Genomic DNA, 15064 nt, shown 5'->3' with positions numbered 1-15064 from the left:
CTCTATTAAATTAATTTCTTATTAGTTAAGCTTCTGTTGTGTTTCTTACTTTAGTTTGATACATCACATTTGGTTTAGTGCCCAAATATTCAAGTAAGTGGTACATTCTATCATCTTCATATTTTTCAACCACTTTACTTTCTTTATCATTTACATCTCCAAACACCATTGCACCTTTATCACATGCTGCTGAGCAAGCTGTTTGAAATTCACCATCTTTTATCTCTCTACCATCTCTCTTAGCATCGAGGATAGTTTTCTGTGTCATTTGTATACACATAGAGCATTTTTCCATGACACCTCTAGATCGAACGGTAACATCAGGGTTTAAAACCATTCTACCTAGATCATTATTCATGTGATAATCAAATTCATCATTCTGGTTGTATAAGAACCAATTGAATCTTCTAACTTTATATGGACAGTTATTAGCACAATAACGTGTTCCAACACATCTATTATAGGTCATATGATTTTGACCTTGTCTACTATGTGCAGATGCTGCAACTGGACAAACTGTTTCACATGGTGCATGATTACAATGTTGACACATGACAGGTTGGAAAACAACTTGAACATCTGTTTGAGATGGTTGCTCTAGTTCTTCAAATTGATTTAAGGATTGACTTAAACCTGAAATATCATCTTTTTTATCGTAATCACCTTGCAAACTTTCCTCTGAAGAATAGTATCTGTCAATACGCAACCAATGCATATCACGACTTTTTCTAACTTCTTGTTTACCTACTACAGGTACATTATTTTCACTGTGACATGCTATAACACATGCGCCACAGCCTGTACAAGAGTTTAAATCGATAGATAAGTTAAAATGATGACCAATTGAACGGTCAAATTCTTCCCACATATCAACTTCTGGTGAAGTTACTTTTACCTCTTCATGGTTTAAAGATACTTTTGGTGTATCGTTCCAATAAGATTTATCTTTTGTATTAAATACTTCAAGAGTTGTTTCTTTCACGATATCTCGTCTACCCATCATCGTATTGTGTAACTGTACACAAGCGAATTCATGGATACCTTCAACTTTTGAAATACTTACAGTTTGACTAGGATTAAAATCTTTATAAAGTTTGTAAGCATTAACACCTACTTGCATTTCTTCTTGAATGGCTTCTGTTTTGCCATAACCTAATGCCAAACCAATAGATCCAGGTGCTTGACCAGGCTGAATTAACGCAGGAACTTTATTTATGGTTTTACCATTTAAGTTAACTTTAACATAATCACCATTTAAAGCACCATTAGCAACACTATTATTAGTGATTCCCATTTTATCTGCATCAACTTTAGAAAGTGTCACATAGTTATCCCAAGATGTTCTTGTGATAGGATCTGGCATCTCCTGAAGCCAAGGATTATTGGCTTGCTGACCGTCTCCAAGCGATGTTTTTGTATATAAAGTTAGTTCTAAACCTTCAGCCGAATTGCTTAATAATGATTGAGCCGCCGAACTTGCATTAAATTCATTTTCTTTTTCGTCTGATTCTTCAGTACTGTTAGAGCTGTATTCAAAAATACCGTCATGTAGGCTCTGATTCCAAGATAAACCTTCAAATTTTTGATTAAATGTTTCTTTGATGAAATCGTAATATTTACTGCCACCAATTAATTTTAGTAATGTGTCTTCAAACTGCCTTGTGTTAAAAAGTGGCTGAATTGTAGGCTGCACTAAACTGAAAGTGTTTTTAGCAAGTTGAACATCACCCCAAGATTCAAGGTAATGTGGTGTTGCAGCAACGTATTTTGCAACTTTAGCTGTTTCATCTAATTTCATACTAAATGCTACAGTACTATTTACTTTGCTCATAGCCGACTCAAACTCATCGGCATTTGGTAAACTATAAAGTGGATTTACACCAGCAATCATTAGTGAACCTACTTTACCTGCTTTCATATCAGCAATCAAGGTATTAATTTTTGAATTTTCACCTTGACGAATCATTCTTGGATTTGTATAGTCTATTAATTCAGTTTGAAGTTTAGCGTTAATCTCCAGCGCCATTTGTTGGGCGCCTTCATCTTGAATGCCTGTAACAAAAACAGATTTTTTACCACCTTTTTTAAGCGCCTTGATAGCTGAATTAACTTTTTTTGCTGTTTTATCATCAAGTTTTGTAGCGCTAACTCTGCCAACTATTTGATTATAAATCTCTACCAAAACATGATTTTGAGTTGAAGGCTTTACGGCCACGCGTTGATCAGCGTTGGCACCAGTTAAGGTCATATTAGCTTCAAACTGAATATGCTTAGACATTTTTCCGTTATTCGGAACTCGGCTTTTAGCATAAGATGCATCAAATCCACCACCTTGCCAATCACCTAAAAAGTCTGCCCCAACACCAACAATAGTTTCAGCTTCACTGAAATCATAATTAGCTAAAGCTCGAATACCGTACTTGTTTCTATACGCATTTAGAGCTGCTTCTTCAGAAATAGCATCATATACAATATGTTCTACGTTTGTATACTTTTCCTTAAACTGTTTTATAAGTCTGTTAACAGATGGACTTGCGTAGGTTTGTGTTAATAGGACTATTGATTTATCACCAATATTTTTTAAATCTTGTGATACCCGATCATCAAATTCTGTCCATGTCGCATCTCTGCCCTCAATTTGCGGGTTTTGTTGACGTTTAATGTCATATAGCCCTAAAACTGAAGCGTGTACTCTAGCTTTACCAGCTGTAAAGTTACTGGCAGAAGTGTTATTATCAATTTTAATTGGTCGTCCTTCACGTGTTTTAACTAAAACACTGGCAAAGTCAAACCCGTTTGCTATCGTGGTTGCGTAATAATCAGCAACACCAGGAACTAAGCGTTCTGGTTGAACTACATAAGGAATTGATTTAATGACTGGTCCTTCACATGCAGCTAAAGAAGCTGCAGCAGTACTAAAACCAACGTATTTTAAGAAATCACGACGGCTAGTTTGAGAGCTGTCAAGTTTTTCTTTATCACCTAAGAATTCATCTGTAGGAATATGCTCTGCAAATTCCTTTTGCTCAAGTGCTTCAACTACTGGATTCTGATCATCTAATTGATCGGCACTTTTCCAATATTTTTTTTCTGATGACATATCTTGATTCAAATTTTCTTCGTTTATATTTAGTAGTGACACTTGCCACATTCAATTCCGCCCATTTGAGCAGCTGTTACTTTTTCTACACCATATTTTTTAGCCAATTCTTCGTGTATTTTCTCGTAATACTCGTTGCCTTCCATCTTAACGTTTGTCTCACGGTGGCAATTTATACACCAGCCCATGGTCAATGGCGCATCTTGATACATGATTTCCATCTCTTCAACAGGACCATGACAGGTTTGGCATTCAATCTGACCCACTGTAACGTGTTGTGAGTGATTAAAATAAGCGAAATCTGGTAGGTTGTGTATTCTAATCCATTTTACAGGTTTTGATTCTCCTGAATAAGATTGCGTTTGCGGATCCCAACCTGTTGCTTCGTATAATTTCTGAATTTCTGCGTTATAATCAACGTTAAACTCTTGTTCTCCCTTAGCTTGGGTTTCTGGTGCAACTTCTGCAATTTGTTTGTGACAATTCATACAAACATTAAGAGAAGGAATTCCAGAATGTTTTGATACTCTAGCTGATGAATGACAATACTTACATTCTATCTGATTTTCGCCAGCATGAATTCTATGAGAATAATGGATAGGTTGAATAGGCTCATATCCTTGATCAATACCTACAGACATTAAGCCACCATAACCATACCAAGCCACAACTAGCAACATAACAATGACAGTTGAAAGCACTAAGAATTGATTTTCTGCAAAGGCTACCCAGATCGGTTTTCCTTTAGGTTTATCATCTTTAACTTCAATTCCATTGGCTTGCGCAAAACGATTTAATGTTTTATTGACAAGAATTAAAATAACACTTAGCATTAATAATACAAACGCTAAAATTCCTAGAACAATTTCATTTGAAATGCCACCACCTGATTGAGCTTCGCCTGTTGTTGCTTCAGCAGCAACTGCTACTTTAGGCTCAGGTTTTGGCTGCTCAACATACGATAAAATATCATCGATATCCTGATTGCTTAGTTGTGGAAATGCATTCATAGCTACCTTATTCCACTCTTCATATAAAGCAACGGCTTGCTGATCTCCAGATTTGATTAAAGCTTGACTGTTTTTTATCCATTCATACAGCCAATCCATCTCACGGCGCTCAGTTACGCCATGAAGCGCAGGACCTACAGCGTCTGAATAGGGTTTATGACATGCTGCACAAAGTGAATTAAACAATTCTTTTCCTTTTGCTGGATCACCACCAGGTACTGCTGATTCTTCAGTTTGCTCAGCTGCAGTTTCTTCTGATTTTGCTTCCTCTGAAGTTGCATCTTCTTGAGCATATGTGCTTGAAAATGAAACTACAAGAACAAGTAGGAATAAATACTTAAAAAATTCTTGGCTAAAAGTCACCTTTCTCATAGTGTTGATGTTATCTACGTTTAAAGCAGTTTTAATTCTTAAAAATTGTTAAAATAATCCTGCTCAAATTGATTACAAAAGTAAGACTTAGCAATCATTTATGGAATACTGACATTTGTTAAATCATAATTTATAATCTTTCTAAATAAATAACAACATCAATTGTTTAATTTAGCTGAAAAATTGGTTTGATGAAATTTAAGTTGCTTACAATTGTTCTAATAGGTTTTAATTTCTGTTTTTCTCAGCATAAAATTGAAGGTGAAAAATTGAAGTTAACCGAAGACTTACTTAACTTAAAAGCCGAATTGGTTAAGAGTTATCAATTGAAATCAACTTATAGAATTCAGCTTTTTTCAGGTTCACTTGATGCCGCACAAGTTACAGAAAATAACTACATGGATTCTGAATTAGATTATAAAGGATTTATTCATTACGAAGCTCCTAATTATAAATTTTGGGTGGGCAATTTTAAAACTAGATTAGAAGCTGATCGTGCTTATTTAGAAATTAGAGAGTTTTTTCCAAATGCGCTTGTCTTTAGGCCAGGACGTTAAATTTCAATTATAATTTCTTAAAAAATTTCACAATTGATTTGTTTTTAAAACAAACCAACCTACATTCATATTTCGTAAGTATTATAAACTAAAATTTCTACAAATGAATAATTCTTATTACGACCCTAAAGATTTAAAAAAGTTTGGTTCGATTACTGAATTTCAAAAAGAGCTCGGTGACAAATTTTTTGATTATTACACGAGCGTTTTTGAAGAAGGTAATTTAACCGCTCGTGAAAAATCGCTCATTGCACTTGCGGTTGCCCACACTGAACAATGCCCATATTGTATTGACGCTTACACACAAGATGGTTTGCAACGTGGCGTAACTCGAGAAGAAATGATGGAAGCTGTTCATGTGGGTGCAGCTATCAAAAGTGGTGCAGCTCTAGTGCATAGTACAATGATGATGAAAAAAGTTAATAAGTTAGACGGTTAAATAGTTTAAACATTTTCTTATGCCAAAACTTAAAATCAAGTCTCTTCACCATCGTAAAAGTTTATTAGCTAAAGCTGAAAATCAACTTGAGCACCTTTCTAATGGTGTTTTTAAAACGGGTGAATTGCCAACATTTCAAGCCAAAATTGCCAACTCAGGTTATGAAAAATTGAAACCCAAAAAGCTTGAAATTCTTCAAATAAACCTTGGTTACATGTGTAATCAAGTTTGTTCTCATTGTCATGTTGACGCTGGTCCAGATCGTCAAGAAATCATGACCAAAGAAACGATGATTGATTGCTTAAACGTCATTAAAAATAGTGGCGCACATACATTAGATTTGACTGGTGGTGCACCTGAGATGAATCCTAATTTTAGATGGTTTGTTGAAGAAGCAGCTAAAGTTGGTATTAAAGATTTTATTGTGAGGTCTAACCTTACCATAATTCGGGCTAATAAAAAATATTATGATTTGCCTGAGTTTTTTAAGAAGCACAACATTCATGTCGTGTCATCATTACCACACTGGACACGCGGTAAAACAGATAAACAGCGTGGCGAAGGTGTTTTTAATAAATCTATTGAAGCCTTAAAATCTTTAAACAATATAGGTTATGGCATGCCTGAAAGTAATTTAAAACTCGATTTAGTTTACAATCCTTCAGGTGCATTTATGCCATCGAATCAAAGCGATTTAGAGCGAGACTTTAAGCAAGCACTGAAAGAAGATTTTGATATTCATTTTCATCATTTAATGGCGATTACCAATTTGCCGATTTCACGTTTTTTAGATTTTTTAATTGCCTCAGATAATTATGAAGATTACATGACTACTTTGGTTGAAGCTTACAATCCACTTGCTGTAGAAAATGTGATGTGCAGAAATACCTTATCTGTAAGTTGGGATGGCTGGTTGTACGATTGTGATTTTAACCAAATGTTATGTATGAAAGTTGATAGTTCGTCAAACCACATTAAGAACTTTGATGAAGCTGCTCTAGAAAACAGAAATATTAAAATTTCACAGCATTGTTATGGCTGTACTGCTGGTGCAGGAAGCAGCTGCCAAGGGACAACTGTATAATAAGTGATTGATAGAATGAAGCGATTATTAATAGTATTTTTAAGTGGTCTAAGTTTTTCTTTTGGTCAAAATAGTATTGAAGATGCTATTAATCAATACAATTCTAATAGTGTAGCGTATATAAATGTAGAAATGCTTAATCGCGAACTTCAATCGAAAGAAAATTTAGTTTTACTAGACACAAGAAGCAAGGCTGAATTTGATGTAAGTCACCTAAAAAATGCTGTTTGGGTTGGGTATGATGAATTTAATTTAAATACAGTAAAGCACTTGAGCAAAACTTCTGAAATTATTGTATATTGTTCTATTGGAGTGCGTTCTGAAGAAGTTGGTGAGCAGTTGCAACAAGCAGGTTTCTTAAACGTAAAAAATCTTTATGGTGGTTTATTTAAATGGTTTAATAAAGGCTTTAAAGTTTACAATTTATCTGGTACTGCGACTAAAAAAGTTCATCCTTACAACAAATTTTGGGGTATGTTTCTAATCAATGCAGAAAAATCTTATCATTAATGCACGATAATTTACTAGTCATATTTACACGTAAACCTGAATTAGGTCATTGCAAAACACGTTTAGCTAAAACTGTTGGAGACAAAGCAGCGCTTGAAATTTATAAACATTTGGTTCAACATACCGCAAAAACTTCAGCTGATGTTAAAGCCCAAAAACAAGTGTGGTACACTAAAGCAATTGTTGATGATGATTGTTGGGAAAATTCTATTTTCGAAAAACAAATTCAACCTGAAGGCGACTTAGGCGAAAAAATGAAGTTTGCTTTTGAGCAGGGCTTTAAAAATAACTACAAACACATTGTTATTATAGGCTCAGATTTATATGATTTACAACCAGAAGATTTAACACGAGCTTTTGAAGCGCTTAAAAATCACGATGCTGTAATTGGTCCTGCGACTGATGGCGGTTATTATTTGTTAGGGATGAATGCTTTACATAAGTCTGTTTTTGAAGCTAAATCTTGGGGAACCGATACTGTTTTTGAAAGTACATTAAGAGATTTGTCAACGCTAAAATTAAAACAATTATCGCCAAAAAATGACGTTGATTATTATGAGGACATCGCTGGCATTCCTATTTTTGAAGAAATTATTAAAACCTACCAATGAGTTATATAGAACAAACTGTAGAATTTCTGAAAGATAAAGGCTTTGAATCTCCTGAAGTTGGTATTATTCTTGGAACAGGATTAGGAAAACTTTTAGATGAAGTTGAAGTATTAGCTGAAGTAAGCTATAATCATATTCCACATTTTCCAACGGCAACCGTAGAGTTTCATAAGGGTAAATTAATTTACGGTCAATTAAGTGGTAAAAAAGTAGTGGTGATGCAAGGACGCTTTCACCTTTATGAAGGTTACGACTTTTTAGATGTCACTTATCCTGTAAGAATTATGCACCGACTTGGCATCAAAAAACTTTTGGTTTCTAATGCAGCTGGCGCTATTAATTTAGACTTTAAAAAAGGTGAAATCATGTTGATTGATGATCACATAAATTTACTTGGTGGTTCTCCATTAGCATTTAAAGGTGTATCTAAAACTGGCGATCGTTTTGTTGATATGAGCTGCCCTTACGACCCTAAAATGAGTAAAAAAGTTGAAGCCATTGCTCAAGAAAATAACATTACTTTACATAAAGGTGTTTATGCTTCAGTTATGGGACCTCAACTAGAAACACGTGCTGAATATCGTTATTTGAAAATTATCGGGGCTGATGCCGTGGGCATGAGTACGGTTCCTGAAATAATTGTAGCCAATCACTTAAAACTACCAGTTATTGCAGTGTCAGTTTTAACAGATGAGTGTGATCCTGACCACCTAAAGCCTGTTGATGTTGAAGCTATTATTGAGACAGCCGCTAAAGCTGAACCTCATATGATTACTTTGTTTAAACAGTTAATAGGAAAACTTGAAGTCTAAGTATTTTTAGTTTTTTAATCATTCTTTGGTTATGAACAAGTGTTTATTTTTTATTGTATTAATCACTTGTTCATACGCTTTTTGTCAAAATAAAAATATCTATTTTGGCGTTAAACAAAATTTCGCCGAACTCCTTATTCATAAAAACGAGGTTTCTCATTTAGCTAATTATCGAATTAAAGGAATTTCAGCCATTTTAGAAACTCATACTAACGGAGAAAAAGCATGGCATCCATACTATAATTACCCGAATTATGGGTTAATTTTAAATTACCAAGATATGGGTTCTCCAGCACTTGGAGAAGTTTACAGTTTGAGTGGATTTTATAAATTCTTTTTTTTAAAAAGACGAGTATATCTAACAACTGGCTTGGGTCTTGGGTTTACAAATAAGCGTTTTGATGCTAATAAAAATCCTAAAAACATAGCTTACGGAAGCTCTATTCTTGCAAATATTTTGTTTGAACTTAATTATAGATTAACGCCTGATTTTAATAAGCGATTGCATTTTGACTTTGGCCTTTTTTTTCAGCACTTTTCTAATGCAAAGATTAAATCACCTAATTCTGGAACCAATCATTATGGTCTTCAATTTGGTGTATCTTATAATTTAAATAATAGTTTTGTTAAAAATAATCGCTTAGATCAAAAGCCAAATATCACAGTTAAACCAGATGTTAACAGACCGTTTCAATTTCACTTTATAGTAGCTAGCGGCCTTAACGATCTTGAAATTTTAAATACTAAACCTTATCCGTTTTTTACATTAACAGCCTTAACAGAAAAAAAATTAAGTTTTGTGAGTTCAGTTCAGTTAGGAAGTGATTTATTTTTGAGTTAAGCTGCAAAAGAATATAACCAATTTATGGCTTCTGCTTACCCAGAAGAAGCTGTTGACCCAAATGCTGATTGGAAAAGAATCGGGATTTTTGCTGGGCATAAATTTCATTTAGGCCATTTGAAATTAGTTTCACAATTAGGGTATTACCTTTATTATCCAACCAAATATCTAGATAGAATTTACACTAGAATCGGAATTCAATATATGATGAGTAAACACATTTATGCTTCTATCTTATTAAAATCTCATTATGCAAAAGCAGAAGGTTTAGAAGTTGGTATAGGATTTAAATTATGAAACAAACTTTAGCAGTTTTAGTTGGCTTATTATTTTTGATTTCTTGCCAAAACGACACCATATCTCAGTGTTTTGAAACAAATACTACTGAATCAAAAAACTATGTTATATCAGATTTTGATACTTTAGTGGTGGGTGAGTTTTTAGAGGTAGAACTTATTCCTTCAACTGAAAACCTTATTATAACTGAAGCTTTTAGTGCTAAAAATGGCACATTTCACGTTAATCAAGATAACACTAAGCTCGAGATTTCACTTCAGAATTCATGCATTTCAACAAGCCAAGCGCCCAAAGTTCGTCTTAAATTATATCTTAAACAATTAACGACTATTTACAATAATAGTGCTTACACTGTGTATTCTAGGGACACCTTAAATCTAAATAGTTTAAAACTAATTTCAGACACTAACCAAGAACTTAGCAACTTTGGCTTAGGTAGTTTTGATTTGCTTATAAATAACCACTCAACTACCATTATTTCAACTGGGGTAAGCCAGTTTAATTTAAGCGGTGAAGTAGAGCAACTTAATTTACAAATTTATAGTGGGATAAGTGCTGTTAATGCAAAAGAACTAACCTCAGAGTCAATAAACTTATTTTACAGATCAAGTAATCACTCATATTTGGGAACAACAAATTCAATAAGTGGTGAAATTCGCTCCAGTGGAAATATTATACTTAATCAAGTTCCTGATTTTGCTGAGGTAGAAAGCTTCTACACAGGTGAACTTATAATTAATGATTAATCCCGACTAACGTCTAAGATTTCAAAGGTAATATGGCCATTTGGAACTTCAATATCGGCTTTATCACCCGCTTTTTTGCCTAAAAGCCCTTTGCCGATAGGTGAGTCAACTGAAATTTTACCTGATTTTAAATCAGCTTCACTTTGTGCTACCAATTTATAGGCCATTTTTTGCCCCGTTTTCATGTTTTTAAGCTCTACCGAACTGTGAATAAGTACTTTTGAAGTGTCTAATTGAGACTCGTCTATCACACGTGCATTAGCAACAACTTCTTCAAGTTTAGAGATGCGCATTTCTAGCATTCCTTGAGCTTCTTTTGCAGCATCATACTCGGCATTTTCACTTAAATCACCTTTATCTCTCGCGTCAGCAATAGCTTGTGAAGCTTTAGGTCGTTCAACATCTCTTAGTTGGTCTAATTCTGCTTTTAACTTTTTAAGTCCTTCTTCAGTATAATATGATACTTTACTCATAACTATTAGGTTTATATAACAAAAAAAGAACCCCAATAAATGAGATTCTATCTTACAAATGTAATAAATTTACAGTTTCAAATCAATTAATGTTTGAATATTATGGTCAAGTCGTTTTTGCTTTTTCTATTTAGTTTTGTTTTACTTACAGCTTGTGAAAGTGAAGAAAGACAAAACCGTAATCCCAATTTACTTGAAATTAATGTTAATATCCAGGTAAGTTTAAATTTACCACAATTTAATCAACTTAATTTTCCGGGAAATGCCATGTATGTTTCTAACCAAGGTAATTTAGGCGTAATAGTTGTTAATACAGGAAGCGGATTTTTAGCTTGGGATGCTGCCGACCCTAACATTTTACCGCAAGATTGCTCTCGCCTAGAGATTAATGGTTTAGAAGCTGAATCTAATTGTAGTTCGCAGAATGTTTATAGTTTAGTTACAGGTCAGCCGCTTAGCGGTGAAAATTTGAAGTATCCATTATATGCTTATCGGATTAATCAAGGTGGCGATGTTTTAAATATTTTTAATTAGTTTAAACGTTTTTTGATGGCTTTTACATCTATACTGAAATTAATCGTCTTTGCTTCAACTTTGCAATGATGTTGCATTACTAAGTTGAATTGTTTGTGTTTGATGTAAATCTTATAGTGATTTCCTTTAAATAAGCAATCGGTCACTTCAGCAGTAAAATTTGTTTTAGGCGAAATAATAATTTCGTTAGGATATATAATTAGCTCATCAGTTTTAAACTCGTGCTTAAGTTGAAATGCCTCTGGAATTATTGTATTTACCTCACCAAAAAGTGATGCGCAATACTTGTTTTTAGGTTGATTATAAATCGTTTCTGTTTCCCTGAAATCAATTTGTTGGGCATCTTTTAAAATTAAAGTTTTATCGCTAAAACCTAAAACATCTTCAGTGTCGTGAGTGGCGATAATACAGCTGATATTTTCACGTTTGAAATATGAAAATAACGCATGTCTAAGTTTGTGTTTTTTAAAGTGATCTATATGGCTAAATGGTTCGTCAAGTATTATCAATTCTGGCTTTTTAGCCAAAGCGCGACCTAAGGCAACGCGTTGCTTCTCGCCACCGCTAAGGTTTTTGACTTTTTTGTTTTCGAGATGTTCTAAGTCTAAAAGTTTTAAAAAGAACCTTACTTTTTCTTTAGTTTCGGTTGGCGTTTGACGCGATAAGTGTTTTGCAATATTTTCGCTAACACTTGTGTATGGCATTAAGTTGAATTCTTGTTCTAAAAATTTAAAGTCTTTAAAACCTGGTATCAGGTTAAATTTAGGGCCTTTTATAGGTTTATTTTTCCAAGTGATTTCGCCTTCATTCAGATCAATCAACCCATATATTGACTTTAAAAGTGTGCTTTTTCCACAACCGCTTTCGCCGATAACTGCAAGGTTTTTCCCTTGGTTGAGTGTTAAGTTTATATTTTGAAAGGCAGGTTGGCCATCAAAAAATACGCTGATGTAATTGAGTTTTAGCATAAATAAAATCTTGGCTAACTGATGGTTAACCAAGGTTTGCAAAGTTAAAATTATAGGTTTACCGAATGATTAATTTTTCAGTAAAACTTATGTTATCGTTGCTAACTTTCACAATGTAAATTCCGCTTTTTAAACTATTTGTATTAACAGTTTTGTTTTTTGTAAGTTGTGTTTGTTGAACCAATTGTCCGTTAACATTGTAAATTTTTATTTGAATTTGATTAACATCAATATTGTTTTTAAAATTTAATTTAAACTGATTTGTAGTTGGGTTTGGATATATAATCAATTCATTATTTTCAAATGCATTTGAAGCTAAAGTACAATTAAGCTCAGAAGTTGGTGGTAAGTCAAAAGCCTCACTTTGATCAAATCTATTAGTTGAATCACCTTGAGTTGCACTATATCCAAGACCTCTAGAAGCAAAAACATCCCAAATTAAACATTGGTTTTCACCATTATTTGCTATTAAATCTGCTTGCAAAATAGCATCTCGGCCGTCAATAAATCCAGGTTCACATGCTTGTAACTTTAACCCATCAATAACCAATTGCATAACTTTGTTATTACCACCATTACCATTATAAATGTCGTTATCATAACCGTATTCATCAATAAAAGCCCAAGTTAAATCCCATAGCATGGTAGACCAAACAAAGCCCACACCATGTGGTACTGATAATCCTGGATTATTTGTTAAGTTGTAACTCGAAGGATTTGTAGTTGTGTTAGTTGAATATTTAAACGGTCTAATGCCGTTACCATCAATTGGTTGGCTTACGGCAAAAGTTCCAATGCCTCGGCCATCAGTCCCTAAGTCTCCAGGTTCTAAAGTCATCATTAAAGCAATCCAATCGCTCCAGCCTTCGCCCATTTGCTCTTCGTTAAACAAACAATTTGACTGCGATTTACCACCAGTCAAGCGCGTAGAGATGCCGTGACCATATTCATGACTTATAATACCATTATCAAAATCACCATCTTTCTCGTAAGGACCATTATTAACTAAAGTTGCATTAACAGTTGTGTTAGCTTGTAAAGTACTAATAATTGCTTCTCCGTCACTTTGAGAAACCATTATGGATGGTATTGTGATAGAAAAACTCTCGCCTCCCATAACAATAGGATTGTCAGGAACATTATTAACCATAATAACAGCTAAGGCACCTGCATTTTGAGCTTGTTCAATTTTATCAACAAACGGACAAGTTCCACGTCTAATGACGACTATTTTATTACTTAAAGCGCCAGTATTAGTTAATGGCTCACAAGCATCTAAAACATCTGAAGAGCTTGTGTTATCTAAAGCTAAGGCTAAATTAGCAGTAATAGGGTCAACAGGAATCTCACCACCAAATGCCGCAGGAATACCATTGTAATCTCCAGCTAAAATTGAAGGACTATTAATGCTTAAAGGTGGGTCAGGTTGTCCAGCTGGTGACCATAAAAACATTTGCATACGTGGGCTAAAACCATCTGGTGGTGTGCCAAAGTTAGCATTGTTTAAGCCGCTGCCATCTTGAGCATCAGCTAAAACAGGATCGTTTTCAAAGAACGAAAGTGTCTCGTAGTTATATTCTTGAAAATTACCAGCTTCTTCATCAAAACCATAATTAAACCAAACGTCATGCATTAAGTTATTCCACACAAATAAATTAGTAATCGATGCATCTTGATAAGACGCAGGTGTAGAGTTGAAATCTAATGGGAAATCAAAATTTAAATCAGGACCACCATCAGGAGAATAACCATTACCATCATTTCCGTTTCGATCTTCTTGAGCATAAACATTATTTCCTCGTGTTATTGTGTATTCTGCGCCACTAATACCGTCAGTGTCATGCCATCCATTTGGCGAAGCTGGATTAGATGGGTTGCTAATTAGTGTTCTTGATCCATGATTTGGAGACTCAACTGGCATAGGAAAAGCATTGTAAGTGCCAATATTTGTAGAAGTTGCTGTTAAAACATTAGTGACTTCAGTTTTATATTGTAATTGCGCTTTATGCTTATTATGCGAATGATTGTCAAAATTACAGCTCAACATCCAGTCGTTTAAATTAATTAATTCACCTGAACTTGCATCAATTTGGGCACTCCACCAATGTAATGTTGATTTTTCATAAAGTGAGATATCCCAACTGAGCTTAAGTTGGTTTTGGTCTTCGACGTACATTAGTTTAACTTGAATAGCTTCAGAAGAAGCACCTTGGTTTTCTAAAACATAGTGTTTAGTGTCTTCAGCTGAAATAACACGAGTTGTCTCGCCTTTAGTACCAATTTCTAAGCTTTCAATTAAGCTGTTCACAGCTTCAATAGGCGATAAGGTTGCATTTGTTTGATTGATGTTATCAGTAATCTCTGCCTTAAAACTATGTGTAAATGATACAACTTTACCATCTTTAATGACAAAATTCCCAATGGCATTGTAAATAGGTGTGCTATTATACATTTGCTGCATATAATAAATATGAGCCTCTAAACTTTTAGAAAAATGATGGCTATCTACTTTTAGATTGGCGACATCTGCTTTAGAAAATTTTTCAGTTTTCACCTCAAGCTCAAGAAAACTATCAATTTGCTGTTCAGGTGTTTGTCCAAAAGTAACGACCGTTAACAGTAAGAAAACAATGTAAGTGTATTTCATTTATGGCTTTTTGTAATGATACCTAAAAAAGTAGTATTTTTAGATTGAATAATTGTTAAATCT

At 34.1% G+C, this 15064-nt stretch carries 15 protein-coding genes; 10 read left to right on the top strand and 5 right to left on the bottom strand.

The genetic code is table 11. From position 1 onward, the window contains the following. Positions 1 to 25 precede the first annotated feature (25 nt). Together BUB82_RS08425 and BUB82_RS08420 are read right to left on the bottom strand one after the other, a co-directional pair. Positions 26 to 3100 carry a TAT-variant-translocated molybdopterin oxidoreductase gene (locus BUB82_RS08425; RefSeq protein WP_073193270.1) on the bottom strand — a complete coding sequence of 1025 codons (3075 nt, stop codon included), beginning with the start codon at positions 3098 to 3100 and terminating at the stop codon, positions 26 to 28. 29 nt (positions 3101 to 3129) lie between these two features. Then, a complete protein-coding gene (locus tag BUB82_RS08420; RefSeq protein WP_073193179.1) occupies positions 3130 to 4482 on the bottom strand; it encodes a c-type cytochrome in 1353 nt (450 codons plus the stop codon). A gap of 191 nt (positions 4483 to 4673) precedes the next feature. Here BUB82_RS08420 and BUB82_RS08415 point away from each other — a divergent pair, with 191 nt between their 5' ends. The 9 genes from BUB82_RS08415 to BUB82_RS08375 all read left to right on the top strand — a co-directional run bounded on the left by BUB82_RS08415 (position 4674) and on the right by BUB82_RS08375 (position 10379). After that, the gene (locus BUB82_RS08415; RefSeq protein ID WP_073193178.1) at positions 4674 to 5039 is read left to right on the top strand and encodes a hypothetical protein; all 366 of its coding nucleotides are present in this window, start codon (positions 4674 to 4676) and stop codon (positions 5037 to 5039) included. A 103-nt stretch (positions 5040 to 5142) separates the two neighbouring features. Then, positions 5143 to 5478, top strand: a complete 336-nt coding sequence (locus BUB82_RS08410) for an arsenosugar biosynthesis-associated peroxidase-like protein (protein WP_073193177.1) — start codon at positions 5143 to 5145, stop codon at positions 5476 to 5478. 19 nt (positions 5479 to 5497) lie between these two features. Further along, positions 5498 to 6562 carry an arsenosugar biosynthesis radical SAM (seleno)protein ArsS gene (gene arsS / locus BUB82_RS08405; protein ID WP_073193176.1) on the top strand — a complete coding sequence of 355 codons (1065 nt, stop codon included), beginning with the start codon at positions 5498 to 5500 and terminating at the stop codon, positions 6560 to 6562. A gap of 15 nt (positions 6563 to 6577) precedes the next feature. Continuing rightward, on the top strand, positions 6578 to 7072 hold the full coding sequence (locus BUB82_RS08400) for a rhodanese-like domain-containing protein (RefSeq protein ID WP_073193175.1): 495 nt from the start codon (positions 6578 to 6580) through the stop codon (positions 7070 to 7072). Next, positions 7072 to 7683 carry a TIGR04282 family arsenosugar biosynthesis glycosyltransferase gene (locus tag BUB82_RS08395; RefSeq protein ID WP_073193174.1) on the top strand — a complete coding sequence of 204 codons (612 nt, stop codon included), beginning with the start codon at positions 7072 to 7074 and terminating at the stop codon, positions 7681 to 7683. Before BUB82_RS08400 ends, BUB82_RS08395 begins: the two co-directional genes overlap by 1 nt. After that, positions 7680 to 8495 (top strand): purine-nucleoside phosphorylase, encoded by an 816-nt coding sequence (locus tag BUB82_RS08390; protein ID WP_073193173.1) that lies wholly within the window; start codon positions 7680 to 7682, stop codon positions 8493 to 8495. The genes BUB82_RS08395 and BUB82_RS08390 overlap by 4 nt, the downstream gene beginning before the upstream one ends. A gap of 31 nt (positions 8496 to 8526) precedes the next feature. Next, positions 8527 to 9336 carry an acyloxyacyl hydrolase gene (locus BUB82_RS08385; RefSeq protein WP_073193172.1) on the top strand — a complete coding sequence of 270 codons (810 nt, stop codon included), beginning with the start codon at positions 8527 to 8529 and terminating at the stop codon, positions 9334 to 9336. Positions 9337 to 9360: 24 nt separating this feature from the next. Then, the gene (locus BUB82_RS08380) at positions 9361 to 9633 is read left to right on the top strand and encodes a hypothetical protein (protein ID WP_073193171.1); all 273 of its coding nucleotides are present in this window, start codon (positions 9361 to 9363) and stop codon (positions 9631 to 9633) included. Then, a complete protein-coding gene (locus BUB82_RS08375) occupies positions 9630 to 10379 on the top strand; it encodes a GIN domain-containing protein (protein ID WP_073193170.1) in 750 nt (249 codons plus the stop codon). Before BUB82_RS08380 ends, BUB82_RS08375 begins: the two co-directional genes overlap by 4 nt. Here BUB82_RS08375 and greA read toward each other — a convergent pair. Further along, positions 10376 to 10852, bottom strand: a complete 477-nt coding sequence (greA, locus tag BUB82_RS08370; RefSeq protein ID WP_073193169.1) for a transcription elongation factor GreA — start codon at positions 10850 to 10852, stop codon at positions 10376 to 10378. The genes BUB82_RS08375 and greA overlap by 4 nt on opposite strands. A gap of 102 nt (positions 10853 to 10954) precedes the next feature. Here greA and BUB82_RS08365 point away from each other — a divergent pair, with 102 nt between their 5' ends. Beyond that, entirely contained in the window at positions 10955 to 11386 is a 432-nt protein-coding gene (locus BUB82_RS08365) for a hypothetical protein (RefSeq protein ID WP_073193168.1), read from the top strand. Here BUB82_RS08365 and BUB82_RS08360 read toward each other — a convergent pair. Next, positions 11383 to 12354 carry an ABC transporter ATP-binding protein gene (locus tag BUB82_RS08360; RefSeq protein WP_073193269.1) on the bottom strand — a complete coding sequence of 324 codons (972 nt, stop codon included), beginning with the start codon at positions 12352 to 12354 and terminating at the stop codon, positions 11383 to 11385. The genes BUB82_RS08365 and BUB82_RS08360 overlap by 4 nt on opposite strands. A 58-nt stretch (positions 12355 to 12412) precedes the next feature. After that, positions 12413 to 15001 (bottom strand): T9SS-dependent M36 family metallopeptidase, encoded by a 2589-nt coding sequence (locus tag BUB82_RS08355; protein ID WP_073193167.1) that lies wholly within the window; start codon positions 14999 to 15001, stop codon positions 12413 to 12415. Between the last annotated feature and the right edge of the window lie 63 nt (positions 15002 to 15064).

The sequence above is a fragment of the Psychroflexus salarius genome, assembly GCF_900129035.1.
GTDB classification, from domain to species: Bacteria; Bacteroidota; Bacteroidia; order Flavobacteriales; family Flavobacteriaceae; genus Psychroflexus; species Psychroflexus salarius.
The sequence above is the reverse complement of the archived record's forward strand: the minus strand, read 5'-3'. Positions and strand labels throughout refer to the sequence as shown.

Excerpts from the sequence above, each read along its gene's own strand:
- BUB82_RS08375 (WP_073193170.1), top strand. The coding sequence starts at position 9,630 with ATGAAACAAACTTTAGCAGTTTTAGTTGGCTTATTATTTTTGATTTCT.
- BUB82_RS08355 (WP_073193167.1), bottom strand. The coding sequence starts at position 15,001 with ATGAAATACACTTACATTGTTTTCTTACTGTTAACGGTCGTTACTTTT.
- BUB82_RS08395 (WP_073193174.1), top strand. The coding sequence starts at position 7,072 with ATGCACGATAATTTACTAGTCATATTTACACGTAAACCTGAATTAGGT.
- BUB82_RS08365 (WP_073193168.1), top strand. The coding sequence starts at position 10,955 with ATGGTCAAGTCGTTTTTGCTTTTTCTATTTAGTTTTGTTTTACTTACA.
- BUB82_RS08425 (WP_073193270.1), bottom strand. The coding sequence starts at position 3,100 with ATGTCATCAGAAAAAAAATATTGGAAAAGTGCCGATCAATTAGATGAT.
- arsS (WP_073193176.1), top strand. The coding sequence starts at position 5,498 with ATGCCAAAACTTAAAATCAAGTCTCTTCACCATCGTAAAAGTTTATTA.
- BUB82_RS08410 (WP_073193177.1), top strand. The coding sequence starts at position 5,143 with ATGAATAATTCTTATTACGACCCTAAAGATTTAAAAAAGTTTGGTTCG.
- greA (WP_073193169.1), bottom strand. The coding sequence starts at position 10,852 with ATGAGTAAAGTATCATATTATACTGAAGAAGGACTTAAAAAGTTAAAA.
- BUB82_RS08415 (WP_073193178.1), top strand. The coding sequence starts at position 4,674 with ATGAAATTTAAGTTGCTTACAATTGTTCTAATAGGTTTTAATTTCTGT.
- BUB82_RS08385 (WP_073193172.1), top strand. The coding sequence starts at position 8,527 with ATGAACAAGTGTTTATTTTTTATTGTATTAATCACTTGTTCATACGCT.
- BUB82_RS08400 (WP_073193175.1), top strand. The coding sequence starts at position 6,578 with ATGAAGCGATTATTAATAGTATTTTTAAGTGGTCTAAGTTTTTCTTTT.
- BUB82_RS08360 (WP_073193269.1), bottom strand. The coding sequence starts at position 12,354 with ATGCTAAAACTCAATTACATCAGCGTATTTTTTGATGGCCAACCTGCC.
- BUB82_RS08390 (WP_073193173.1), top strand. The coding sequence starts at position 7,680 with ATGAGTTATATAGAACAAACTGTAGAATTTCTGAAAGATAAAGGCTTT.
- BUB82_RS08380 (WP_073193171.1), top strand. The coding sequence starts at position 9,361 with ATGGCTTCTGCTTACCCAGAAGAAGCTGTTGACCCAAATGCTGATTGG.
- BUB82_RS08420 (WP_073193179.1), bottom strand. The coding sequence starts at position 4,482 with ATGAGAAAGGTGACTTTTAGCCAAGAATTTTTTAAGTATTTATTCCTA.